We start from the raw sequence: 21,034 nt of genomic DNA on the forward strand, positions 1-21,034 counted from the left end.
GCGACCGGACGTTCATTGCAATGCGCCTGCGCCGGTCGCGCCGCTCGCACGGTAGGCACGCCAGCCGCCGAAGTGCGTGATGTCCTGCGCGCCGTCCAGCGCCGCGCTTTCACACAGGAATCCCTGCACCCGAGTGCCGTCCGCGAGCGTCAGCGTGCCGATACCGAGCGGGTCGGCAATACCGGCGACGAAGCTGCCGTATGCGTCGACCGGCATCTCCCAGATCTCGACCGCGATCGACCCGCCGCCTTCAGGCACACGCACGAGGCCCGGCTTGGCGACGCCGCCGGATGCCGCCGCGGACAGCGCGTAGAGACGATAGGCGGGTGCCGTCGTCGTCGAGGCGACGCAACGTCCGCCTCGCCGGGTGAGCTGCCAGTTGAGCGGCTCCCCGCTCAGATGCGCACCGACGACCGCCACGCGCACGACGCCGGATGACGCGCCGGGCACCGGTGTCGTGGTTGCACACGCGTCGCCGGCGACGTCCGCCTGCAAATCGCCACCCTCACCTGCGCCGCCGCGTTCGTCTGCATCGATCCACGCCTGCGCAAGATCGAGCAGCCGCGCGTCGTCGTGTGCACGCCCGACGAACGTGATGCCGAACGGTAACCCGGCATGCCGCCCGGTTTCGCAAAGGCCGGCGGGCACCGCGATCGCCGACAGGTCGAGCAGGTTGACGAAGTTCGTGTAATAGCCAAAACGCGAATTGACGCCGATCGGGTCGGCTTCGAGCGCGTCGATGGTCGCCGTCGTCGCCGAAGTCGGCATGACGATCGCGTCCAGTCCGTCCCATGCGCGACCGGCCTCGACGCGCAGCGTCGCGAGCGTGTCGAACGCGGCGAACGCATCGGCCGCGCTGAAGCGCGCCGCGCCCCCGACGATTTCGCGGATCACCGGATGCAGCGCGTCCGGTTCCCGCGCGGCGAAGGCGCCGATCGCGGCGAGCCGTTCGGCGACCCACGGGCCTTCGTACAGCAGCCGCGCGGCAGCCAGTAACGGACTGAAATCGATCTCGACGATCGTCGCCCCGGTCGCGCGCAGGCGTTCGAGCGCGGCACGCCATGCCGCGCCGTACGATTCGTCGCCGAAGAATTGCAGCTGATCGGCGCGCGGCGTGCCGAAGCGCAACTGCCCGAACGGGCGCGCCGGTTGCGCGCGGAGCCCGTCCGTGCCCAGCAGCGGCTGCCATGCGCGTCCGTATGGATCGCCGTCGGTCACGCCGTGCGCGGCGGCGAACACCGTGCGCGCGTCGGCCGCCGAATGCGCGAACACCGACACGCAATCGAGCGACCGGCAGGCCGGTACGACACCGAGCGTGCTCAACACGCCCTTGGTCGGCTTGAGCCCGACGAGCCCGTGAAACGCGGCCGGCACGCGCCCGGAGCCGGCCGTGTCGGTACCCAGCGAGAACGACGCGACGCCGAGCGCCACGGCCACCGCCGACCCGGAGCTCGAGCCGCCCGACGCATAACGCGGATCGAGCGCATTGCGGCACGCGCCATAAGGCGAGCGCTGGCCCGACAATCCGGTCGCGAACTGGTCCAGGTTGGTCTTGCCGATCGGGATCGCGCCGGCCGCGATCAGCCGTTCGACGACGGGCGCGCTGCGCGCCGGCGTGTACGCGTAGGCCGGGCAAGCCGCCGTCGTCGGGATGCCGGCGAGGTCGATGTTGTCCTTGATCGCGAACGGCACGCCGTACAACGGCAACGACGCGAGGTCGCGCCCGGCCAGCGCGTCGGCGTAAGCCGTCATCTCGGCATGCGTCAGCGGCCGGATCCACGCATGATGCGGATCGCCCGCAGCGAAATGCGCGGCGATCGCGTCGACGAGCGCGTGCGGCGTCAGGTCGCCCGCCGCATAGCGCGCATGCAGCGCGGCGATCGAGCGGACGCCGGGCAGGATCGAACGTTCCGTCGTGCTCATGCGACCTCCTCGGCGGCACCCGCCTTCATCACCATCAGCCGCTGGCCGGCCACCACCGCCGCGCCCGGCGCGCAATCGATCGTCTCGATCGTGCCGTCTTCCGTCGCCGTCACCGCGACCTCCATCTTCATCGACTCGACGATCGCGACGACCTGCCCTTCAGTCACGCGTTCACCGGCTTCGACCAGCACCTTCCACACGCTGCCCGATACGTCCGCGGCAATCGCCCGCTGCGTATCAGCGAGCGCGCCTGCCTCCCGCGCGGCATCCGCATCGCCCTGCGTCGCGTCGCCGACGTATTCGGCATGGCCGGCCACCCGCCACCGTTCGCGCTCTGCCTCGAACGCCGTTTGCTGCGATGTCTTGAACGCGGCGATCGAATCCGCCTCGTCGTGCAGGAAACGGTTGTACGCGCCGAGATCGAACACCGATTCCTCGATCTTCAGCCCGGCGCGCCCCGCGACGAAATCCGCGCGCAGTTCCGCCAGCTCCGCCTCGCTGACTTCGTAGAAGCGAATCTCGTCGAAGAAGCGCAGCAGCCACGGCTTGCCGGCTTCGAACTCGCGCGTGGTGCGGTGGCGGTTCCACATCTGGACGGTGCGGCCGACGAACTGGTACCCGCCCGGCCCCTCCATCCCGTACACGCACAGATACGCGCCGCCGATGCCGACCGCGTTCTCCGGCGTCCAGGTGCGCGCGGGGTTGTACTTCGTGGTGACGAGCCGGTGGCGCGGATCGATCGGCGTCGCGACCGGCGCACCGAGGTACACGTCGCCAAGGCCCATCACGAGATAGCGGGCGTCGAACACGATGCGCTTCACGTCGTCGATGCTGGCCAGGCCGTTGATCCGCCGGATGAACTCGATATTGCTCGGGCACCACGGCGCGTCGGGCCGCACCGACTGCATGTAGCGCTCGATCGCCACCCGCGTCGACGGGTCGTCCCACGACAGCGGCAGATGCACGATGCGGTTCGGCACGCGCATGTCGGCGACTTCCGGCAATGCGCGTTCGGCCGCCTGCAGATGCGCGAGCAGCGTGTCGAGCGGCAAGGTCCGCGCGTCGAACTGCACCTGCAGCGAACGGATGCCCGGCGTCAGGTCGAGCATGCCGGGCAGGCGGTGCGCGTCGAGCCAGCACATCAGCGCATGCACGCGAAAGCGCAGGTTCAGGTCGAGCACGAGCGGCCCGTATTCCACCAGCACGTTGCGGTCGCCCGAGCGCCGGTAGACGACGCCGATGCCGCCGCCCGCCGACGGGTCGCGATGCAGCACGCAGTCGTCCGGCGCGCCGGTGGGTGCCGGACGCGCAACCGCGTCGGCGGCAGGCCCGGGCGACACGCGGGCACGCACGAACTGCACGGTATCGCCCGGCCGCAGTTGTCCGAGCTTCCACAACTCGTCGTGCGCGACCGTCACCGGACACACGAAGCCGCCGAGGCTCGGGCCGTCCGGGCCCAGGATCACCGGCATGTCGCCGGTGAAATCGACCGCGCCGATCGCATACGCGTTGTCGTGGATGTTCGACGGATGCAGGCCGGCCTCGCCGCCGTCCGCGCGTGCCCACTGCGGCTTCGGGCCGATCAGCCGGATGCCGGTCCGGCTCGAGTTGTAATGGACCGTCCACTGCGTGCCGTACAGCATCGCGATGTCGTCCGGCGTGAAGAAATCCGGCGCACCGTGCGGGCCGTCGAGCACGCCGAGCGTCCAGGCGTGCGTCAGCGCGGGGATGTCCGCCGCGGCCAGCGTGGCGCCCGCGTCGCCGCGCCCGGCTTCCGCGTCCAGATGCAGCACGTCGCCCTTGCGCAGCGCACGGCCTGCATGGCCGCCGAACTGGCCGAGCGTGAAGGTCGCCTTGCTGCCGAGATAGTCGGGCACCTGCAGGCCGCCTTTCACGGCCAGGCACGCGCGCACGCCGGCACCCGTCACGCCGCCCAGCTTCAGCACCGCGCCAGGCCGCGCACGCAGCACCCGCCAGAACGGGGCGGGTGCGCCATCGAGCGATGCCGCGAGCGGCGCGCCGCCGAGCACGAAGAGCGTCTCGGCGTTGAAGCGCAGCGTCGCGCCGACCATCGTGAATTCCAGCCCCGCCGCGTCGCGCGCGTTGCCGAGCAGCGCGTTCGCGAGCGCGAACGCGCGATCGTCCATCGGCCCGGACGGCGGCACGCCGACGTTCCAGTAGCCGACGCGCCCGGGCGCCTGCTGCACGGTGGTCTGCACGCCGCCGTCGAGCACGTCGATCGTATGCGGGGCGAACGCGAAGCGCGACAGGAAGGCGGTCGTCGATGCGCCGCGCGCGAACGTGTCCGAACCGGCAATCGCGCGCAGATAATCGAGGTTGGTTTCGATGCCGTACAGTTCCGTGCGCGCCAGTGCGCGCTGCAGCGCCGCCAGTGCGTCGCGACGCGTCTCGCCATGCACGATCAGCTTCGCGAGCAGCGGATCGTAATACGCGCTGATCTCGGTGCCCGCCTCGATCCATCCGTCGACGCGCACGTCGTCCGGAAACGCGACGTGCGTCAGCAGCCCCGCGCTCGGCAGGAACTGCTTGTGCGGATCTTCCGCATAGAGCCGCACCTGGATGCTCGCGCCACGCGGTGCAACGGCGAGCGTGTCGAGCGGCGGCAGGTCACCCTCCGCCTGCAGGATCATCCATTCCACGAGATCGATGCCCGTCACTTCCTCGGTCACGCAATGCTCGACCTGCAGCCGCGTGTTCACCTCGAGGAAATAGAACTGACGCGTATGCGCGTCGAACACGAATTCGACCGTGCCGGCCGACGCATAGCCGACCGCGCGGGCAAGCCGCACCGCGCTCGCGTGCAACGCGGCGCGCTCGTCGTCGGTCAGGCCCGGCGCGGGCGTTTCCTCGATCACTTTCTGGTTGCGGCGCTGCACCGAGCAATCGCGTTCGCCGAGCGCGATCGCATCGCCGCGGCCGTCGCCGAAGATCTGCACTTCGATGTGCCGCGCATGCTCGACGAACTTCTCGAGATACACGCCCGCATGGGCGAAGTTCGCGGCGCCGAGCCGCACGACGGAATCGAACGCCGCTTCGAGCTGGGCGGCGTCGCGGCACAGGGACATGCCGATTCCGCCGCCGCCCGCGGTACTTTTCAGCATCACCGGGTAGCCGATCGCGTCGGCTTCGGCGAGCGCCGTCCGTGCGTCGTCGAGCAGGCCCGTGCCCGGCAGCAGCGCGACGCCCTGTGCGGCGGCGAGTTCGCGCGCGGTGTGCTTGAGCCCGAACGCGCGCATCTGGTCGCCGCGCGGCCCGATGAAGCGCAGGCCCGCGGCTTCGCATGCGTCGGCGAAACCGGCGTGCTCGGACAGGAAGCCGTAGCCGGGATGCACGGCTTGCGCGCCCGTCTCGCGTGCGGCGTCGAGAATCGCCGCGACGTTCAGGTAGCTGTCCGCCGCCGGCGCGGGGCCGACCCGCACGGCTTCGTCGGCGAGCGCGACATGGCGCGCATCGCGGTCGGCGTCGGAATAGATCGCGACCGACGCGATCCCGAGCCGCTTCAGCGTGCGGATCACGCGGCACGCAATTTCGCCGCGGTTCGCGACGAGGACTTTCGTGAATCTCATGTTGCCTCCCGCCGGGCCGTCCCAAGGGAGGCAACCGCCCCCTTGGGGGGCAGCGAACGATAGTGAGCGTGGGGGTCGTTCATTCCGCCTCCCAGATCGTGAGGCGTACGGGCGTCGGGTTGTACCCGTTGCACGGGTTGTTGAGCTGCGGGCAGTTCGAGATCAGCACCGTGACGTCCATCTCCGCGCGCATCTCGACGTACTTGCCCGGTGCGGAAATGCCGTCCTCGAAGGTCAGCCCGCCGAGCGGCGTGACGGGCACGTTCATGAAGAAGTTGACGTTGCCGACGAGGTCGCGCTTGGTGAGCCGCGCCCCCACGCCGCACGTGCAGTGCGCAATTGCGTTGAGGAAGCTGTCGCGGCAGTTGTGCATGTGCCGCTTGTCGAGCGCATAGCGCACGGTGTTGCTCTCGGCCGCGCACGCGCCGCCGAGCGTGTCGTGACGGCCGCAGGTATCGGCGACGATCGTCACCATCGGGTTGCCGCGGCTCGACAGCAGCACGCTGCCCGCGCTCAGGTACAGGTTGCGCTGGGCGCGGATGGTGTCCTGCGCGCTGTAGCGCTCTTCGGGGTCGTCGGATCGGTAGAACAGCGTGTCGACGGCCTGGTTGCCTTCGAGGTCGAGAATGCGGAAGACCTGCCCGCGCTTCAGGTCGCGCAGCCACGGTTCGCCCGCGTTCAGCGTGGTGTCGTGAATGGCGTCGCGCGGGTCGAGACGGCTTTCGATGATCGGCATGGCTCGGCTCTCCTTACGCAAACAGGCGATCGGTGTTGGCAAAGCCGCGCACGTTCTCGGCACAGGCGCGGCGGCACGGGTCGTCTTCCGGCGCGGCACCGTCCGCCGGATACGCGCGGTACGCGATCAGCTTCACGGCCTTCGGCGCGTAGTCCGGGTGCGGGTCGAGCGGATGCGGCGCCGTCGAGAACGCCGCCAGCGTGTTCATCTCGAAGCGCAGGTCGAGCGCGCTGCCGGCCGGCGAATGTCCGGCGACGAAATCGAGCGCGCCGTCGTCGCGCGTGTCGAGCTTGCTGAAGAAATTGACGTTCGCGACGAGGTCGCGCGCCGACAGCCCGTATTTCGCGAGTTCGAGCACGAGGCTGTCCCGGCCGTTGCGGATCATCGCGTTGCGATCGGCCTGGTACGACGTCGTGCCGTACTTGTGCGCGAACAGCCGCGCATCGCCGACGCCGCCGAGCGGGTCGTGCCAGCCGAGCGTGTCGGCCGTGATCGACGCGATCACGCGCCCCATGTCGGTGTACAGCGCATGGCCGCGCGTGAGATGCGCGGTGTGCTGCGCCTTCAGCGTGTCGGCCATGTTGTAGCGTTCGAGCGGGTCCTCCTGACGGTGAAACACGGCAGACAGGTTCGCGCCGCCGTCGACATCGACGACGCGCAGCGCGAGACCGCGGCGCAGGATGCCGGACCAGTGGGTTCCGGCGGGAATGAGCGTTTCCCACACGACGTGTGGCGGCGGGGCAAGGACGGCTTGGGGGCTCGGCGACATGGCGGCTCCGTGGTCGGTTGGACAAAAGGCGTGAGAGGGCGACCGAACGACATCGCGACCTCCCGGGCTTTTATCCCTCCGTGGAGCCTCGCCGTTTCCTCGAATCGAGGAGAAGACAAGACCGGATTGCTCTCGGACCAGCCATCGCGCGGCGCGAACGCCGCACGACCGGAACCCTAGCGATCCTGAAGATGATGCAAATTGCTTCGCACCTCTCGGGCACTGAATAAGCGAGTTGCGTGCCAGCGTGTGTGGAAGTGCCGTGCCACGCGGCTTTCCGGCAGGCGCGCGTCGACGGACACAGCACCGGATGCGGATGGCCGCCCTCGCGGCGGGCGTGCCGCGCACCATGCGAACGCGCGCCCGCACCGGTGCAGTGCGCGCCGCGCCCGCCTGCACGACACGATCGGCAATGGCATGGGCATTGCTCGATGCATGCACCTTCACCCGACACGCGACACCTCATGAACAAGCTCGACCTGCTCCGGCGCGCGCTGAGCGCACTCTTCTCCGCCCGCTTCATCGAACTGCAGCGCACGTCGCGCCGCCGCTGAGCCACCCCGCCGCGTGCCGTTGGCACGCTTCTCGCTCGGCATGACGCCGAGAGGTGCGGCGGCGTCGCATCTTAGGGGTGCTAGGGTTCCGGTTCATCGAACGTCTGGTCCGAGAGCAGCCCGGCGCGGGTTCGTCCGATCGCGAGACCGGACGCGCACGCGCTACACGGCGGGACAAAAGCCCGGGAGATTGGCGATGGCAACGGCCGTCGCGCCTCTCCGTGGCCGCTTCATTCGTTCCGCCTCCGCAGGAACCGGCCACGCGGCCGGACCGTGCACGAGCATGGTCCGTATCGACGATCCCGATCCCGGTCTCCTGGAGAAAACGATGACCCGTCCCGCCCTGGCGCTCCGCCGCCTGTTGTCCCGCCGTTCCGTCCGTCACGCATTGGGGGCCGCCGCCACGGCCGCCACGCTGCTCATGACGCCCGCCGCGCACGCGGCAGCGCCGCTCAAGATCGGCTACAGCGACTGGCCCGGCTGGGTCGCGTTCCAGGTCGCGCTCGACAAAGGCTGGTTCAAGGAAGCCGGCGTCGATGTCGATTTCGAATGGTTCGATTACTCGGCATCGCTCGACGCGTTTTCCGCGGGCAAGCTCGACGCGGTCGCGGCGACGAACGGCGACGCACTCGTGACGGGCTCGGCCGGCGCGAAGAACGTGATGATCCTGCTCACCGACTATTCCGCCGGCAACGACATGATCGTCGCCAAGCCGCCGCTGCGCACCGTCGAGGCGCTGAAGGGCAAGAAGGTCGGCGTCGAACTCGGCCTCGTCGATCACCTGCTGCTCGAAACCGCGCTGCAGAAGCACGGGCTGAAGGACGGCGACGTGACGCTCGTGAACGCGAAAACCAACGAACTGCCGCAGGTGCTCGGCTCGTCGACGGACATCGCCGCGGTGGCCGCCTGGCAGCCGAATGCAGGCGAGGCGTTGAAGCGCGCACCGGGCGCACGCGCGATCTTCACGTCGGCGGACGCGCCGGGGCTGATCTACGACGCCATTACCGTCGCGCCGGCCAGCCTCGCCGCGCGCCGCGCCGACTGGGCCAAGGTGATCAAGGTCTGGTACCGCTGCGTCGCCTACATCAACGATCCGAAGACGCAGGCCGACGCGGTCCGGATCATGTCCGCACGCGTCGGCCTCGCGCCGGAGCAATACCTTCCGCTGCTGAAGGGGACGCACCTGCTCGACGAAGCCGCCGCGAAGCGCGCGTTCCGCAAGGGCGACGGGCTCGATTCGATCTACGGCTCGACGCGCAACGCGAATGCGTTCAACGTGCGCAACAGCGTGTACAAGCAGTCACAGGACGTCGATGCGTATATCGATCCGCGCCTGGTGATGCCGCATTGACGGGCTCGGGGCCGGGCTTCGGGCGCCGGCCCCGCGCGCGCACTCCCCCCACACCGCGGTCGCGTCAATACGCGGCCGCCGCCTGACCCACTCTGCGCCCCCACCTCGCCGCGATTCCACGCGATTTCGCAGAGGACCTTTCCTGTGCAACGCCTTAATCGACGGCCACACGATCTCCAATAATGGCCGCTCGATCCGCCGGCCTCCCAGGCCGGAAAAACGATAAAAACTCCTATGCATTCCTACAAGATGAACCAGCACGCCAGCACTCGACTCGCGGGGACCGCCATTGCCACCTGCCTGACCGCCCTCGCGTCGGGCGGGGTACACGCGCAGAGCAGCGTGACGCTGTACGGCCTGATCGACACGTCGATCACCTATGCGACCAACCAGCGCACGCACGGCGCCGGCTCGCCGGGCAGCGGCACCGTCGCGATGACGAGCGGCGCACTGAACGCGTCGCGCTGGGGGCTGCGCGGCAGTGAGGATCTGGGCGGCGGGACGGCCGCGGTCTTCACGCTCGAGAACGGCTTCTCGGGTACCACCGGCGCACTGTCGCAGAAAGGCGTCGACCTGTTCGGCCGCCAGGCATGGGTCGGCCTGAGTTCGAAGACGGCCGGCACGCTCACGTTCGGCCGCCAGTACGACCTGATCCTCGATTTCGTGACGCCGCTCGGCGCGTCCGGCCCCGGCTGGGGCGGCAACCTCGCGGTGCATCCGTACGACAACGACGATTCGAACCGCAACCTTCGCATCAACCATGCTGTGAAGTACACGAGCCCGACGTACCGCGGGCTGACGTTCGGCGCGATGGTCGGGTTCTCGAACACGGCCGGCCAGTTCGCCAACAACGCGGCGTGGAGCGCGGGCGTGTCGTATGCGACCGGGCCGCTGAAGCTCGGCGCCGGCTACCTGAAGATCAGCCGCGACCGGAATGCCCCGAACCCGAACGGCGCACTGAGCACGGTCGACGGGTCGGCGACGATCACGGGCGGCAACCAGCAGATCTGGGCCGCGGCCGGCCGCTATGCATTCGGGCCGCATTCGGTCGGCGCCGCGTGGTCGCACTCGACCACCGACGGCGTGACCGGCGTGCTCCAGGGCGGCGGCATCGCGCCGCTGAAGGGTGAATCGCTGGTGTTCGACAACTTCTCGGTCGACGGGCGCTACGTCGTCACGCGGGCGTTGAGCCTCTCGGCCGCCTACACGTACACGATGGGTCGCTTCGACACACGCACCGGCCAGACGCGACCGAAATGGAACCAGGTCGTGGCGCAAGCCGACTATGCGCTGTCGAAGCGCACCGATGCGTATCTCGAAGGCGTCTATCAGAGCGTGAGCGGCGGCAACGGCCATCCCGCGTTCAACGCGACCGTCTGGACGCTGACGCCGTCGGCGAACAGCAACCAGGTCGTCGTCGCCCTGGGGCTGCGGCACAAGTTCTGACGACGCAAGACGGCGCGGCGCAGCGCAACGCCGTTGCGCCGACTGCGTCGGGCATGCATTTCCAGCCCCGCCCGATCGTCATGCCCGAGCCGGAATGGCCGCGCCCGCGCGCGGCCGTTTCGCTATGGCATCGCCCCGCGCGACGGCAAAAATGCGGCCAGATCTGTCGTATCGACGCAAAAAAATGCGGAGAAACTGGTCACGCTGTGACATTTTTCCTAATCTGTTTGCAGCGACGCCGAGATTTGGCGTTCCGGTCGCGACACTCTTTCATATGGCGCACCACCGGCTTACGAACATGATTCACGTCGTAAGCGCCGGACCTTTCGCGCCATTCCGGCCGGATAGGGGCGTGCCGATCGCACGCCCTACGCGTTCAACGCAGTCAACCGCTGGAGACGAACGATGAGCAAAACGAACCGATTTGCGGTCCTGACAACCTTCGTGCTGCTGGCCGGTTGCCACCAGGCGGCGAAGACGCCCGAGAATGCCGGCACGGCGCCGACACCCTCGAGCGAAGCCGTCGCAACGGTGACGGCCGATGATCTCAATAATCCGAACAGCCCGCTCGCGAAGCGCAGCATCTACTTCGATTTCGACCAGTACTCCGTCAAGCCCGAATTCCAGTCGCTGCTGCAGGCGCATGCCGACTACCTGCGCAGCCATCCGGCGCGGCACGTGCTGATCCAGGGCAACACCGACGAACGCGGCACGTCCGAATACAACCTCGCGCTCGGCCAACGCCGCTCGCAGGCCGTGATGAGCGGGCTCGAAACGCTCGGTGTGCCGGCCACGCAACTCGAGGCGGTCAGCCTCGGCAAGGAAAAGCCGGTTGCGCTCGGCCACGACGAGGATTCGTGGGCGCAGAACCGCCGCGCCGATCTCGTCTATCGTTGATCGCGGGCCGCAGCGACGGCGGCATCCGCAACCAGGAAAACATGACCGCGCGCTGGCCGCCGTTGCGCTCACGTGTGCCGTTCGGTTCGTCCCGTTCGTGCGGGTCGTCGCTCAGGCACTCGACCTCAACCCGCGTCGCGCTCAACGCCGGCGTTCGAGCCGCCGATGCAGCCAGCGCGACAACACCGCCGACGTCACGATCGCATCGACCGTGGCGATCGCGTTGATGTCGCCAACCTTGTCTGCGTCGATCAGCCAGGTCTGGAACAGCACGTAGCCGATCATCGTGGCGGTGCCCACGACCATTCCCAGCAACACGAACCAGCGCGGCCGGAGCCGTGTGCCGATCGCGCCCATGATGCCGCCGGTGGCCATCGCGGGCAGAAAGTAGCCGAACACGAACGACGCGACGAAAACCAGCACCGCCATCTGCCCGCAGCCCTTCACGACCTCCCACGATGGACCGTCGAGGATCGACCACACGACCAGCATCACGGCCGGCCAGACGAGCGCCGCGACCAACGGGCCACCCACGCCAAACGACAGGCAGCCGTACACGGCACGACTGGACGCACGCAACGATTTGCGCTGTGGGCGCTCTGGAATGGCACTCATGCTTTTGTCATTGGAATCGGAATGGCGGCTGCCGGAGTGTACCAAGGCACGGCTGGATGCATCCGGTCTGCCCCCGTCACGGGCCACGATACCCAATATGCATGGAATAAACCGCTCGCCCGAAACGTTTCATGTTCCGTCAGCGCGCAGACGTGCGGTTCACGCGAACCGGCCTTTCCAGCGGCCCGCGCATGGCAAGGAGGCGGACATGAAATCGGCAAGGTTGGCCGCGGCGCTGATCGCCGCGCTGGTGCTCGTGCTGTCGGCGGGATGTATGTCGTCGGGTAGTGGCCCTGCGCAGGGACCGGGCATGAGCCGGTATGGCGGTGGCGGCTCGGGAGGCAGCGGAGGCGGAGGCGGCAGCGGCTACTGAAGAGCCGCCGAAAAAGTCGGACGACGCGTCGCGCGCGAGCACCGGAAACCGGCTGAATCGCGCGCGACGCCCCGCCCTGCGGCACGACTTAACGCATGGCCTTCACGTCGGCCGGCGTGACGCTCGCGGGCTGGCCGCCCCACGTCGCACGCAGGTAGTTCGCGAGCTGGGCAAGTTCGTCGTCGCTCAGCGTGTGCGCGAAACCGGGCATCGGCTGCAGGTTCTCGAACCCGGCAAACTTCTGCTCGTCGATGCCGTCGAGCATCGCGACCAGCAGGTTGCGCGGGTCGCCCTGGCGCACCGTCGAATTGCCGTTCATCGGCACCGCCACGTGCGGCTTGCCTTCGCCGTTGAAGCCGTGACAGCCCGCGCAGACCGCGAGATACACCGAGCGGCCGGCCGCGAGCTGCGCGGCGTCGGCCGATACCGGCTTCACCGGTTGCGGCGCGGGCGGCGTATCGCCCAGCAGGTACACGGACAGCGCGCGCAGGTCGTCCTTCGACATGGTCTGCGTGCTCAGGTGCACGACCGGGTACATTTCGCCGAACGCCGAGCCTTGCGGCGCGATGCCGACGCCGAAGAACGTCTGCAGGTCGGCGCCCGTCCAGCCGCGCGCGGCCAGGCCGGCCGGCGTGATGTCGGGCGCGGCCACGCGGCCGAGCGCGGCGCCGGCGAACGGCTTCGCGCTGTCGAGCTGGCCCGTGAACGCGCGCGGCGTATGGCATTCCGCGCAATGGCCGAGCGCACCCGCCAGATAGCGGCCGCGCTGCCAGTCGGCGGACTGGCCGGTCGACGCATCGGGCAGGCTGTCCTTCAGGAACACCATGTCCCAGAAGACCATCCCGAAACGCAGGTTGTACGGGAACTTCAGCTCGTGCTCGCGGTTTTCCTGCGCGACCGGCCTGACGGTCTTCAGGTATGCGTACATCGCGTCGGAATCGGCGCGCGTGAGCTGACGGTACGACGTGTACGGCATCGACGGATACAGGCGCTTGCCCGGCGCCTTGCCGTCATGCAGCGCGGCGTAGAAATCGTCCGCGCTCCAGCTGCCGATCCCGTGATCCTTGTCGGGCGTGATGTTCGAGCCGTAGAACGTGCCGAACGGCGATTCGAGGGGCGCGCCGCCGGCGAACGGTGCGCCGTCCTTCGCGGTGTGGCACGCCGCACAATCGGCGGCCTTGACGAGGTAGCGGCCGCGCGCGATCTGGTCGGCACCCGGCGCGCCGGAAGCCGCGTTCGAGGCCGGTGCGTCATGGCCGCCGCATGCGGCGAGCAGCAGCGCGCAGGCGGCCGCGAGCGCGGGGAAGCCCGCAGCCCGCGCGACACGATGAGCGAATGTGCGTTTCATGCGGCGTCCTTCACGAGTCCCGGCGTCGTCAGCACCACGTCCTTGACGGCTTCGTAGTAGCGGACATAGCCCGTGCAGCGGCAGAGGTGCGCATCGAGCGCCTCGGTGATCGTGCGCTCGACGTCGACCTTCGCAACCGGCTCGCGCTTCAGGCGTTCGATCAGCACGGTCGCCGCGTTGACGAAGCCCGGCGTGCAATAGCCGCACTGGAAGCTGAAGTGCTCGAGGAACTTCTGCTGGATCGGCGACAGCTCGACCACTTCGCCCGCTTCGTTACGCTTCGCGTGGCCTTCGATCGTGCGGATCGAGCGGCCGTGGAAGAAGTGCGCGCCGGTGATGCAGGTGCGCATTTCCTCGCTCGTGCCGTCCGGCTTGTCGACGATCACGACGCACGCGTGGCAGACGCCCTGCCCGCAGCCGAGCCGCGAACCGGTGAGGCCCGCGTACTCGTGCAGGAACTCGATCATCATCAGCCCTTCCGGCACCTGCATCGGGCCGACGGACTTGCCGTTGATATTGATCGACAGTGGTTTCGACTGGAACCGGATGAGCGGACGCTCGACGGCAGCCGGTGCCGAAGCCGGCACAGCCGCGGCCGGAGCCGATGCCGGGGCGGCCGAAGCCGCGCTCGGCGCGGAAGCGCCGGTCGCAGCGGCGCTGGCGCTCGCGGCCGAAGCCGCGGTTTGGGCGGTCGTCATGCGAGCACCTCCTGAATCTTTTGCGGGGTCACCGGCAGGTCGGTGAAACGATGGCCGATCGCGTGCGCGATGCCGTTCACGATCGCGCCGACGACGGGAATCATCACCACTTCGGCGACGCCCTTCGGCGGATCGGTCTCGGACAGCGGCGGCAGCACGTCGCCCGTCTGCGTCCACACAGCGACGTCGGACGCGCGCGGCAGCTGGTAACGGTTGAAGTTCCACGTGCCGTTGCCGGGGCCGTCTTCATACAGCGGCAGATACTCGTGCAACGCATGGCCGATACCCATCGCGAGACCGCCCTGCAACTGGCCCGACACGAGCTGCGGCGAAATCTGGTTGCCGCATTCCATGATCGAGTGGTGCGTGAGCAGCTCGACCTTGCCGGTCGCTTCGTGCACGGCCAGCTCGACGAGCGTGCCGACTGCCGTGTAGTACGTGACGGCCGCGTTGTTGCGGCTCGTCGGCGGGATGAACACGCGCTTGCGGTCCAGCACGCGGTAGCCGTTCGCGGTCGGCGCGAGCGTGCCGTGCATCGCGGTCGCGCCGGCCGGTGCGGTCGTGCCGGGCACCGGGCCGTTGTCGCCCGTCTTCGGCGCGCCGACGCGCAGCGACAGCCCGTCGATCGGCAGACGCTCGACCGAGCCGCCCACTTCGAACTCGGCGTCGGTCCACTGCCAGCGGTTGAACACGTGCACGACGGCGCCGGTCGGCAGGCCGAGCGCATGGGCCTGCTTCGCGAGCTGTTCGAACGACAGCGGCTCGAGGCCGTCGGCGGTCAGCTTGCCGTCGACCCAGCGCGCGTCCTCGATGCGGATCGTGTACGGGGCAGCCTGGCCGCCGCCGAGACCGCGCGTCCAGATCGACATCGCCGCCGGCCACAGGCCGTAGCGGAACACCGCGCGCGCGGCTTCGCGCGTGCTGTGCGTGAAGTAGTACGCGGAGTTCGTCGCGCTCGACGGCGACGCATAGCTCGGCGACCAGCGCGGGTTCGCGCTCAGGCGATCCTGGTCGGCCTGCGACATGAGGTACGGATCGCCGCTGGTCTCGACCGGCAGGTCCGGCCATTCGGTCACGGCCACGCGCACGTCCGTTGCCGGACGGCCTAGCCATTTCGCAACCGCGACGGCCTGCGACGTCGACATCCCGGTGCCGATCTCGGCCGCCGTGTGCTGCAGCGACACCTTGCCGTTCTCGTCGAATTCGACCTTCGCGAACGACGCTTCCGCGCCCGTGCCGAAGTCCTTCTGCACGCACGCGAAGCCGACGCCGTAGCGCTTGCCCGGATGCGCGGCCTCGTATTCGGCCTTGCGTGCGGCGCGGCGCGTCCACAGCGGATGCTGCCTCGAGCGCTCGAGCACCTCGTCGACGCGCAGCGCGCCGGCGGGAATCGCCCCCTGCGTGTTCTTCATCCCCGAACGCAGCGCGTTGCGCAGGCGGAACTCGATCGGGTCGATGTTCAGCTGCGCGGCGATCTCGTCGACCGCCATCTCGGTCGCCGCCATGCTCTGCAGCGTGCCGTACCCACGTGCGGAGCCGGCATCGATCGCGCGCGACGCGATCGCCACCGCGGCCAGGTCGCTCTTCGGGAAGTAGTAGATCGATTGCGCGGCCGTCGCCCCCACCATCGCCACCGACGGCGAGAAGTTCGAGCGCCCGCCGCCGTTCGCCTCGAAGTCGCCCTTGAACGACTGCAGCAGGCCCGTGTTGCGGTCCACCGCGATTCGGTAGTGCATCTTGAACGCGTGACGCTTCAGCGACGTCTGGAACTGCTCGTAGCGGTCGTTCGCGAAACGCACCGGGCGGCCGTCCGCGTACAGCGCGCAGACGAGGCCGTAGAACGGCACATTGAAGTGATCCTTGGAGCCGTAGCCCACCGTGTAGCACGGATGCACGAACAGCTTCTTCACCGGGAAGCGGCACTTCGCGACCATCGCGGCCGCGTTCTCCGCCACTTCGAGCGGCGACTGGGTCGGCACGACGAGGTGCAGCGACTGCGTCGCGGCGTCGTACCAGCAGTTCGCGTTGTCCGGTTCGAGCGCGGCCGTGTCGACCGACTGCGTGTTGTACTCGCGGTCGAACACGAGCCAGTCGGCCGGCGGATGATCGAGCTCACCGGCGATCTGCCCGGCGAGGAACATGCCCTGCTCGTCGAGCTTGCCGTGCTCCTTGCCGTCCGGCCACACCGGCAGGTGCTTGCGCATCATGCTCGGAAAGATCGGCGCGTCCTTCAGGCTCGAATAGACGTCGTCGTCGTAGGCCGTCTTGCCGCCCACGCGCACGTAGCGGAAGGTGCCCCACGGATCGCGCTCGAGCGGGCCCGTGACCGCGCCGTAGCGGATCACGTCGTCGCGGAACTTGAGCGCGTTCTTCGCGAAGCGGAAGCGCGCGAAGTCGTGGTAGATGAGGATCGCGACCGCATGGCCGAGATACGCGGGCGTCTTGCCGGCCGGCAGCAACATGTCGTCGCCGTAGAACGTCGGGAACGCGACGCCGTCGCGCACGAGATCGTCGGCCGTGACCACGCGGTCCGGCTTCAGGTCGTCGCCGAGCAGCGAGAGGTCGAAGCCTTCGTAGGTGCGGTCGGCCTGCGTGACGCGCAGGATCAGCGCATGCGACTGCTGCTGCGGCCAGTGAGGCATGTCGGCTGCGCGCACGTCACGGGCGAACACTTTCGAGCCCGTGACCTTCGCGATGCCGTCGATGCGGAATTGGGGGATGCCGGTGACGCTATCCCATTTGACGGGGGTGAGGAGTTTTTCTTCGAAGAGCGCCGCGAACGCGCGGCTGCCCAGGGGCGCGACATACACTGCGACGCCCGCCAGCACGCTGGCTTTCAGAAAACCCCGCCGTGACAGGCCGTGGTTTTTCATTGGGGGGGAAACCTCCTGATGCGGCTCGGACGGCGATCGGGTGTCGCGACGTTCGGAGCGGCGCGCATTCTGGCATTGTTTTAGATATATCGCCTATAGTATTTCTCGCATGAAATACTTATTGAATTTCTTATAACGGTATTCAGCCGGGCTGCGGCAGCCGGTCGCGGGTATCGATTCGACCGCGTCGCGTGCCCGTTTGCAGCGGTTTCGATCGTGTCGACCGAGCCCGGCAGGCACGCGCGCCGTGCACGGTGACCGGTCTCCTGCCGGTCGCCGAGCCGCGTTCCGTTCGCGACGATGCTGCCCCGGCGCCCACGAATGCGCAAGCCATTCGCGGGCGGGGTTAACGACTACGACTCGTGGCCGGCGCGGCGAGCGGTGCCGCCCGTGTTTCATGGTAATGTCGTGCGCATCCGGCCTGGCCGGGCTTCCGCCATGTGCCGCGCGGTCGCCGCCAGCCATCGCGACATCACGCGACATCGTGTCGAGGTTAACAACCATGGCAGTCAGGGCATCTCTCCTGCACTCCGTTCTCGCCACTCCCCCCTCCGGCAACCACCGTGTGACGGCTGCGCTGCGCCCGTCGATGCTCGTTACGCTGTTCGAAGACGTCCGACCGATGGCGCTCTCCGGGCTCGCGAGCGGCTTCGTCGCGGCCGTCGCGCTGATCCGGCTGCAGGCGCTCTGGTGCCTCGCGTGGCTGATCGTCGACGTCGGCCTCCTCATCGCGCGGCTCTCGATCGCGCGCGCGTACACCGTTCGACGCAACGCCGGCGACGACCGTGCCGAATACTGGGCGATGCGCTATGCGCCCGTGTCGCTCGTCGCGTGCTTCGTGCTCGGCCTCGGCGTGATGGGCTGCGTGCAGGCCGTCGATGTCGAACTCGGCACGCTGTCGGTGATGGTCGCGGGCGGCGTGTTCGGCGGGATCGCGTCGCGCAATGCGGCGCTGCCGCGGCTCGCGATGATGCAGGTCGCGCTCGGCGTGCTGCCGATCGGCGTCGGTGCGCTGCTGGCCCACCGGTCCGGCGCGTGGCTCCTGCTGCCGCCGCTCGCGATCTATCTCGCCGCGATGCGCACGGTCGTCCAGCGCCACTATCGCGTGCTCGTCGCGCTGATCGCCGCGCGCCAGCGCAACGCCGAACTCGTCGCGCGCTTCGACGCCGCGCTCACCTACATGCCGCACGGCCTGTGCATGATCGACGGCGAGCGCCGCGTGATCGTCGCGAACCGGCGCACCGCGCACCTGTTCGGCTCGCCCCGCGAGACCATGCTCGATACGCCGCTGCCCGCCGTCGTCGCGGCGCTCGGCGCGGACGACGCGACCGATCCCGGCGGCGCCAGTCTCGCCGCGCAGTGCGAGCGCTGGCTGACCTGCGACGAACCCGCGCCGCTCGACGTCGTGCTCGCCGACGGCCGCCAGCTCGAACTGACGCGCCACCGCGTGCCCGCCGGCAACGCGGTGATCATCGTCGAGGACGTCACCGCGCGCCGCCGGACCGAGCAGCACATCCGGCATCTCGCGCGGCACGATGCGCTGACGGGCTTGCCGAACCGTCATGAACTGCATGCCGAGCTCAAGCGGATGCTCGCGCGCCGGCCGCGCGCGCCGGGCCCCGCGCTCGCCGTCATGTATCTCGACCTCGACGGCTTCAAGGCGATCAACGACCGGTTCGGCCACCAGGCCGGCGACGACGTGCTCACGCAGGTCGCCGTGCGGCTCGGCAAGACGCTGCCGTCCGGCGAGCTGGCGGCCCGTATTGGCGGCGACGAGTTCATCGTCGCCATCGACGACACGACGATGCACGCATGCTCGCTCCTCGCCGCGCGCATCATCCGGCAGATCTCGGCGCCGTACGCACTGTCGATCGGCGAGACGGTGAGCCTCGGGATCAGCATCGGCATCGCGCTCGACGACGGGCACGCCTCCCCCGACGAACTGATCCGGCAGGCCGACAGCGCGCTGTACGAAGCGAAGTCGGCCGGCAAGGGAATCTATCGCTTCTATTCGAGCGGCAGCAGCCGGGTCACGCCGGTCACCGCGAACTGACCCGGCTGCACCGCCCGCTTTCCCCGCCTCCACCTCCTCGCGACGATTCAATTCCGAAACGCTTTGCGTGGCCGCACGTGTCGTTGCGCGTTCGCGTGTCACGTGACGTGTTCCGTAACATCGCCGCCCGCCACCCGTCACGTTGGCCGCAGAAGCCGGCACGATCGACGCAGCGCAAGGCTTTTCAAGCCTGGCACCCTTATTGCTCCCTCCCAGGGAAACAGGTTGTCAGGGAGACTCAACATGAATACCGTCGAAGTCCTCAGCCGCAGCGAAACCATCGACGAACTGGATGTGATCGACGGCGAATCGCTGATCCGCCGGCTCGTGTCCGAACGCCGCATGCCGGCCGCACGCGAGGCCCGATGCGTCGACAATCCGCCGCTGACGCTGTACGGCGCATTTCGCCAGGGCATCGCCGATCACGGCGCACGCCGCGGGAATCCGTATCGCGCCGGCAGCCGTTTCTGGGCGCTGTGGGAAGAAGGACGTCTCGAAGCTGAAACATCGGGCCGTTAAGCCGGTTGCGCGCGCCGGCCCTGTCGTGGCAAGGGGCCGGCGCGAAACATCGCGCCCGAATGCGGCCGGCCGACCTGCCGGCATGCGTTCATCGCTGCAACATCGCACGGGGTCTCGCGTATCGGCTTTGCAACTCGCCGTACCCATGATCCATGCGCGTACCGGCTGATGGCGTCCGGCGTTGCGCGCGTCGGGCACGGCGCGCGGCGGCCGTTTCCCGATAAGATGGCGAATTCCGTTCATCGAACGATGCCGCCATGACCGCCTCTTCCTCGCACCGCAATCCCATCCACTGCGAAATCGATCTCGACGCACCGGGCAAGCACGCGGGCTACCTGCGGCTGCCGCATTCCGTGCACCGCTCGGCGTACGGCTGGCTGCCGATCCCGATCGCGTCGATCCGCAATGGCGACGGCCCGGTCGCGCTCGTGATGGCCGGTAATCACGGCGACGAGTACGAAGGCCAGATCATCGTGTCGCAACTGATGCGCGAGATCGAGCCCGAGATGGTCAGCGGGCAGCTGATCCTGCTGCCGATGGCGAATTTCCCGGCGGCGGACGCAGGCCTGCGCGTGTCGCCGCTCGACGAAGGCAACCTGAACCGCAGCTTCCCCGGCAACCCGACCGGCACGCCGACGCAGATGATCGCCCACTACATCGAGCATGCGCTGCTGTCGCGCGCGCAGTATCTGGTCGACCTGCACTCGGGCGGCAGCTCGCTGCTGTACCAGGGCGGCAACATGCTCGCGATCGATCCGCTCGACGCCGACGAAGCCGCGAAGCTCAACGGGCTGCTGGTCGCGTTCGGGCTGCACAATGCGCTGCTGCACGCACCGAACCCCGTGCATTCGGCGTCGGCCGCGCGCCGGCAGGGCGCGATCTCGATCGTGACCGAACTCGGCGGTGCGGGCATGGCCGACCCGTCGCTGATCCGGATGGGCCGCCACGGGTTGCTGCACTACCTCGGCTATATCGGCCTGCTGCGCGGCGCGCTCGTGCCCGATGCGCCGCCCACCGTCACGCGCTTCATGCGGGTCGACGGCGAGCGCCATTTCGTCTACGCGTACGAGCGCGGGCTGTACGAGCCGCTCGTCGAACTCGGCGACCAGGTGAAGGCCGGCCAACCGGCCGCGTGGGTGCATTTCCCCGATACGCCGCTGCGCGAACCGGTGCTGCACCGCTTCAAGGGAGACGGCGAAGTGGTATGCAAGCGGGTGCCCGCACAGGTGCAGCGCGGGGATTGCTTGTTTCAGCTGGCGGAGTTGTCGACACCGCCGCGTGTCATCGAGTAA

At 68.7% G+C, this 21,034-nt stretch carries 14 protein-coding genes and 2 riboswitches; of the genes, 6 read left to right on the forward strand and 8 right to left on the reverse strand.

All coding sequences use genetic code 11. The features are described 5' to 3' along the window. Positions 1-12: 12 nt before the first annotated feature. The 4 genes from atzF to CFB50_RS26100 form a co-directional block, all read right to left on the reverse strand. Positions 13-1,923, reverse strand: coding sequence for an allophanate hydrolase (gene atzF / locus CFB50_RS26085; protein WP_089447677.1), 1,911 nt, complete (start codon positions 1,921-1,923; stop codon positions 13-15). Then, a complete protein-coding gene (gene uca, locus CFB50_RS26090) occupies positions 1,920-5,510 on the reverse strand; it encodes an urea carboxylase (RefSeq protein WP_089447678.1) in 3,591 nt (1,196 codons plus the stop codon). The genes atzF and uca overlap by 4 nt, the downstream gene beginning before the upstream one ends. A 79-nt stretch (positions 5,511-5,589) precedes the next feature. Continuing rightward, positions 5,590-6,246 carry an urea amidolyase associated protein UAAP2 gene (locus CFB50_RS26095; protein ID WP_089447679.1) on the reverse strand — a complete coding sequence of 219 codons (657 nt, stop codon included), beginning with the start codon at positions 6,244-6,246 and terminating at the stop codon, positions 5,590-5,592. 13 nt (positions 6,247-6,259) lie between these two features. Next, complete coding sequence (locus CFB50_RS26100) at positions 6,260-7,015, reverse strand: urea amidolyase associated protein UAAP1 (RefSeq protein WP_039357732.1); 756 nt, start codon at positions 7,013-7,015, stop codon at positions 6,260-6,262. A gap of 57 nt (positions 7,016-7,072) precedes the next feature. Beyond that, positions 7,073-7,206: riboswitch (guanidine-I (ykkC/yxkD leader) on the reverse strand. Between the two features lie 432 nt (positions 7,207-7,638). After that, a riboswitch (guanidine-I (ykkC/yxkD leader) is annotated at positions 7,639-7,760 on the forward strand. A gap of 137 nt (positions 7,761-7,897) precedes the next feature. Between CFB50_RS26100 and CFB50_RS26110 the strand changes: the two genes are divergently transcribed. The 3 genes from CFB50_RS26110 to pal all read left to right on the forward strand — a co-directional run bounded on the left by CFB50_RS26110 (position 7,898) and on the right by pal (position 11,263). Next, a complete protein-coding gene (locus CFB50_RS26110; RefSeq protein WP_089448420.1) occupies positions 7,898-8,920 on the forward strand; it encodes an ABC transporter substrate-binding protein in 1,023 nt (340 codons plus the stop codon). A gap of 234 nt (positions 8,921-9,154) precedes the next feature. Continuing rightward, positions 9,155-10,366: a porin gene (locus CFB50_RS26115; protein WP_373452972.1), complete on the forward strand. Its 1,212-nt coding sequence runs from the start codon at positions 9,155-9,157 to the stop codon at positions 10,364-10,366. A 405-nt stretch (positions 10,367-10,771) separates the two neighbouring features. After that, on the forward strand, positions 10,772-11,263 hold the full coding sequence (gene pal / locus CFB50_RS26125; RefSeq protein ID WP_069251612.1) for a peptidoglycan-associated lipoprotein Pal: 492 nt from the start codon (positions 10,772-10,774) through the stop codon (positions 11,261-11,263). Positions 11,264-11,404: 141 nt separating this feature from the next. Here pal and CFB50_RS26130 read toward each other — a convergent pair whose 3' ends face one another. From CFB50_RS26130 to CFB50_RS26145, 4 genes are all read right to left on the reverse strand, one after another. Next, a complete protein-coding gene (locus tag CFB50_RS26130) occupies positions 11,405-11,878 on the reverse strand; it encodes a hypothetical protein (protein WP_089447681.1) in 474 nt (157 codons plus the stop codon). A 461-nt stretch (positions 11,879-12,339) separates the two neighbouring features. Further along, a complete protein-coding gene (locus tag CFB50_RS26135) occupies positions 12,340-13,599 on the reverse strand; it encodes a cytochrome c (RefSeq protein ID WP_069251614.1) in 1,260 nt (419 codons plus the stop codon). Continuing rightward, positions 13,596-14,297, reverse strand: a complete 702-nt coding sequence (locus CFB50_RS26140; protein ID WP_089447682.1) for a (2Fe-2S)-binding protein — start codon at positions 14,295-14,297, stop codon at positions 13,596-13,598. Before CFB50_RS26140 ends, CFB50_RS26135 begins: the two co-directional genes overlap by 4 nt. After that, positions 14,294-17,170 carry a xanthine dehydrogenase family protein molybdopterin-binding subunit gene (locus tag CFB50_RS26145; protein WP_089447683.1) on the reverse strand — a complete coding sequence of 959 codons (2,877 nt, stop codon included), beginning with the start codon at positions 17,168-17,170 and terminating at the stop codon, positions 14,294-14,296. The genes CFB50_RS26140 and CFB50_RS26145 overlap by 4 nt, the downstream gene beginning before the upstream one ends. Before the next feature lie 502 nt (positions 17,171-17,672). Here CFB50_RS26145 and CFB50_RS26150 point away from each other — a divergent pair. The 3 genes from CFB50_RS26150 to CFB50_RS26160 all read left to right on the forward strand — a co-directional run bounded on the left by CFB50_RS26150 (position 17,673) and on the right by CFB50_RS26160 (position 21,034). After that, the gene (locus CFB50_RS26150; RefSeq protein WP_089447684.1) at positions 17,673-19,223 is read left to right on the forward strand and encodes a sensor domain-containing diguanylate cyclase; all 1,551 of its coding nucleotides are present in this window, start codon (positions 17,673-17,675) and stop codon (positions 19,221-19,223) included. Positions 19,224-19,466: 243 nt separating this feature from the next. Further along, a complete protein-coding gene (locus CFB50_RS26155) occupies positions 19,467-19,742 on the forward strand; it encodes a hypothetical protein (RefSeq protein WP_069251618.1) in 276 nt (91 codons plus the stop codon). Positions 19,743-19,999: 257 nt separating this feature from the next. Continuing rightward, positions 20,000-21,034, forward strand: a complete 1,035-nt coding sequence (locus tag CFB50_RS26160; RefSeq protein ID WP_089447685.1) for a succinylglutamate desuccinylase/aspartoacylase family protein — start codon at positions 20,000-20,002, stop codon at positions 21,032-21,034.

It is taken from the genome of Burkholderia sp. AU33423 (genome assembly GCF_002223135.1).
In the GTDB taxonomy this organism is placed as follows: domain Bacteria; phylum Pseudomonadota; class Gammaproteobacteria; order Burkholderiales; family Burkholderiaceae; genus Burkholderia; species Burkholderia lata_D.

Excerpts from the sequence above, each read along its gene's own strand:
- atzF (WP_089447677.1), bottom strand. The coding sequence starts at position 1,923 with ATGAGCACGACGGAACGTTCGATCCTGCCCGGCGTCCGCTCGATCGCC.
- CFB50_RS26100 (WP_039357732.1), bottom strand. The coding sequence starts at position 7,015 with ATGTCGCCGAGCCCCCAAGCCGTCCTTGCCCCGCCGCCACACGTCGTG.
- CFB50_RS26130 (WP_089447681.1), bottom strand. The coding sequence starts at position 11,878 with ATGAGTGCCATTCCAGAGCGCCCACAGCGCAAATCGTTGCGTGCGTCC.
- CFB50_RS26145 (WP_089447683.1), bottom strand. The coding sequence starts at position 17,170 with ATGAAAAACCACGGCCTGTCACGGCGGGGTTTTCTGAAAGCCAGCGTG.
- CFB50_RS26095 (WP_089447679.1), bottom strand. The coding sequence starts at position 6,246 with ATGCCGATCATCGAAAGCCGTCTCGACCCGCGCGACGCCATTCACGAC.
- pal (WP_069251612.1), top strand. The coding sequence starts at position 10,772 with ATGAGCAAAACGAACCGATTTGCGGTCCTGACAACCTTCGTGCTGCTG.
- CFB50_RS26135 (WP_069251614.1), bottom strand. The coding sequence starts at position 13,599 with ATGAAACGCACATTCGCTCATCGTGTCGCGCGGGCTGCGGGCTTCCCC.
- CFB50_RS26110 (WP_089448420.1), top strand. The coding sequence starts at position 7,898 with ATGACCCGTCCCGCCCTGGCGCTCCGCCGCCTGTTGTCCCGCCGTTCC.
- CFB50_RS26150 (WP_089447684.1), top strand. The coding sequence starts at position 17,673 with ATGGCAGTCAGGGCATCTCTCCTGCACTCCGTTCTCGCCACTCCCCCC.
- CFB50_RS26140 (WP_089447682.1), bottom strand. The coding sequence starts at position 14,297 with ATGACGACCGCCCAAACCGCGGCTTCGGCCGCGAGCGCCAGCGCCGCT.
- CFB50_RS26160 (WP_089447685.1), top strand. The coding sequence starts at position 20,000 with ATGACCGCCTCTTCCTCGCACCGCAATCCCATCCACTGCGAAATCGAT.
- CFB50_RS26115 (WP_373452972.1), top strand. The coding sequence starts at position 9,155 with ATGCATTCCTACAAGATGAACCAGCACGCCAGCACTCGACTCGCGGGG.
- uca (WP_089447678.1), bottom strand. The coding sequence starts at position 5,510 with ATGAGATTCACGAAAGTCCTCGTCGCGAACCGCGGCGAAATTGCGTGC.
- CFB50_RS26155 (WP_069251618.1), top strand. The coding sequence starts at position 19,467 with ATGAATACCGTCGAAGTCCTCAGCCGCAGCGAAACCATCGACGAACTG.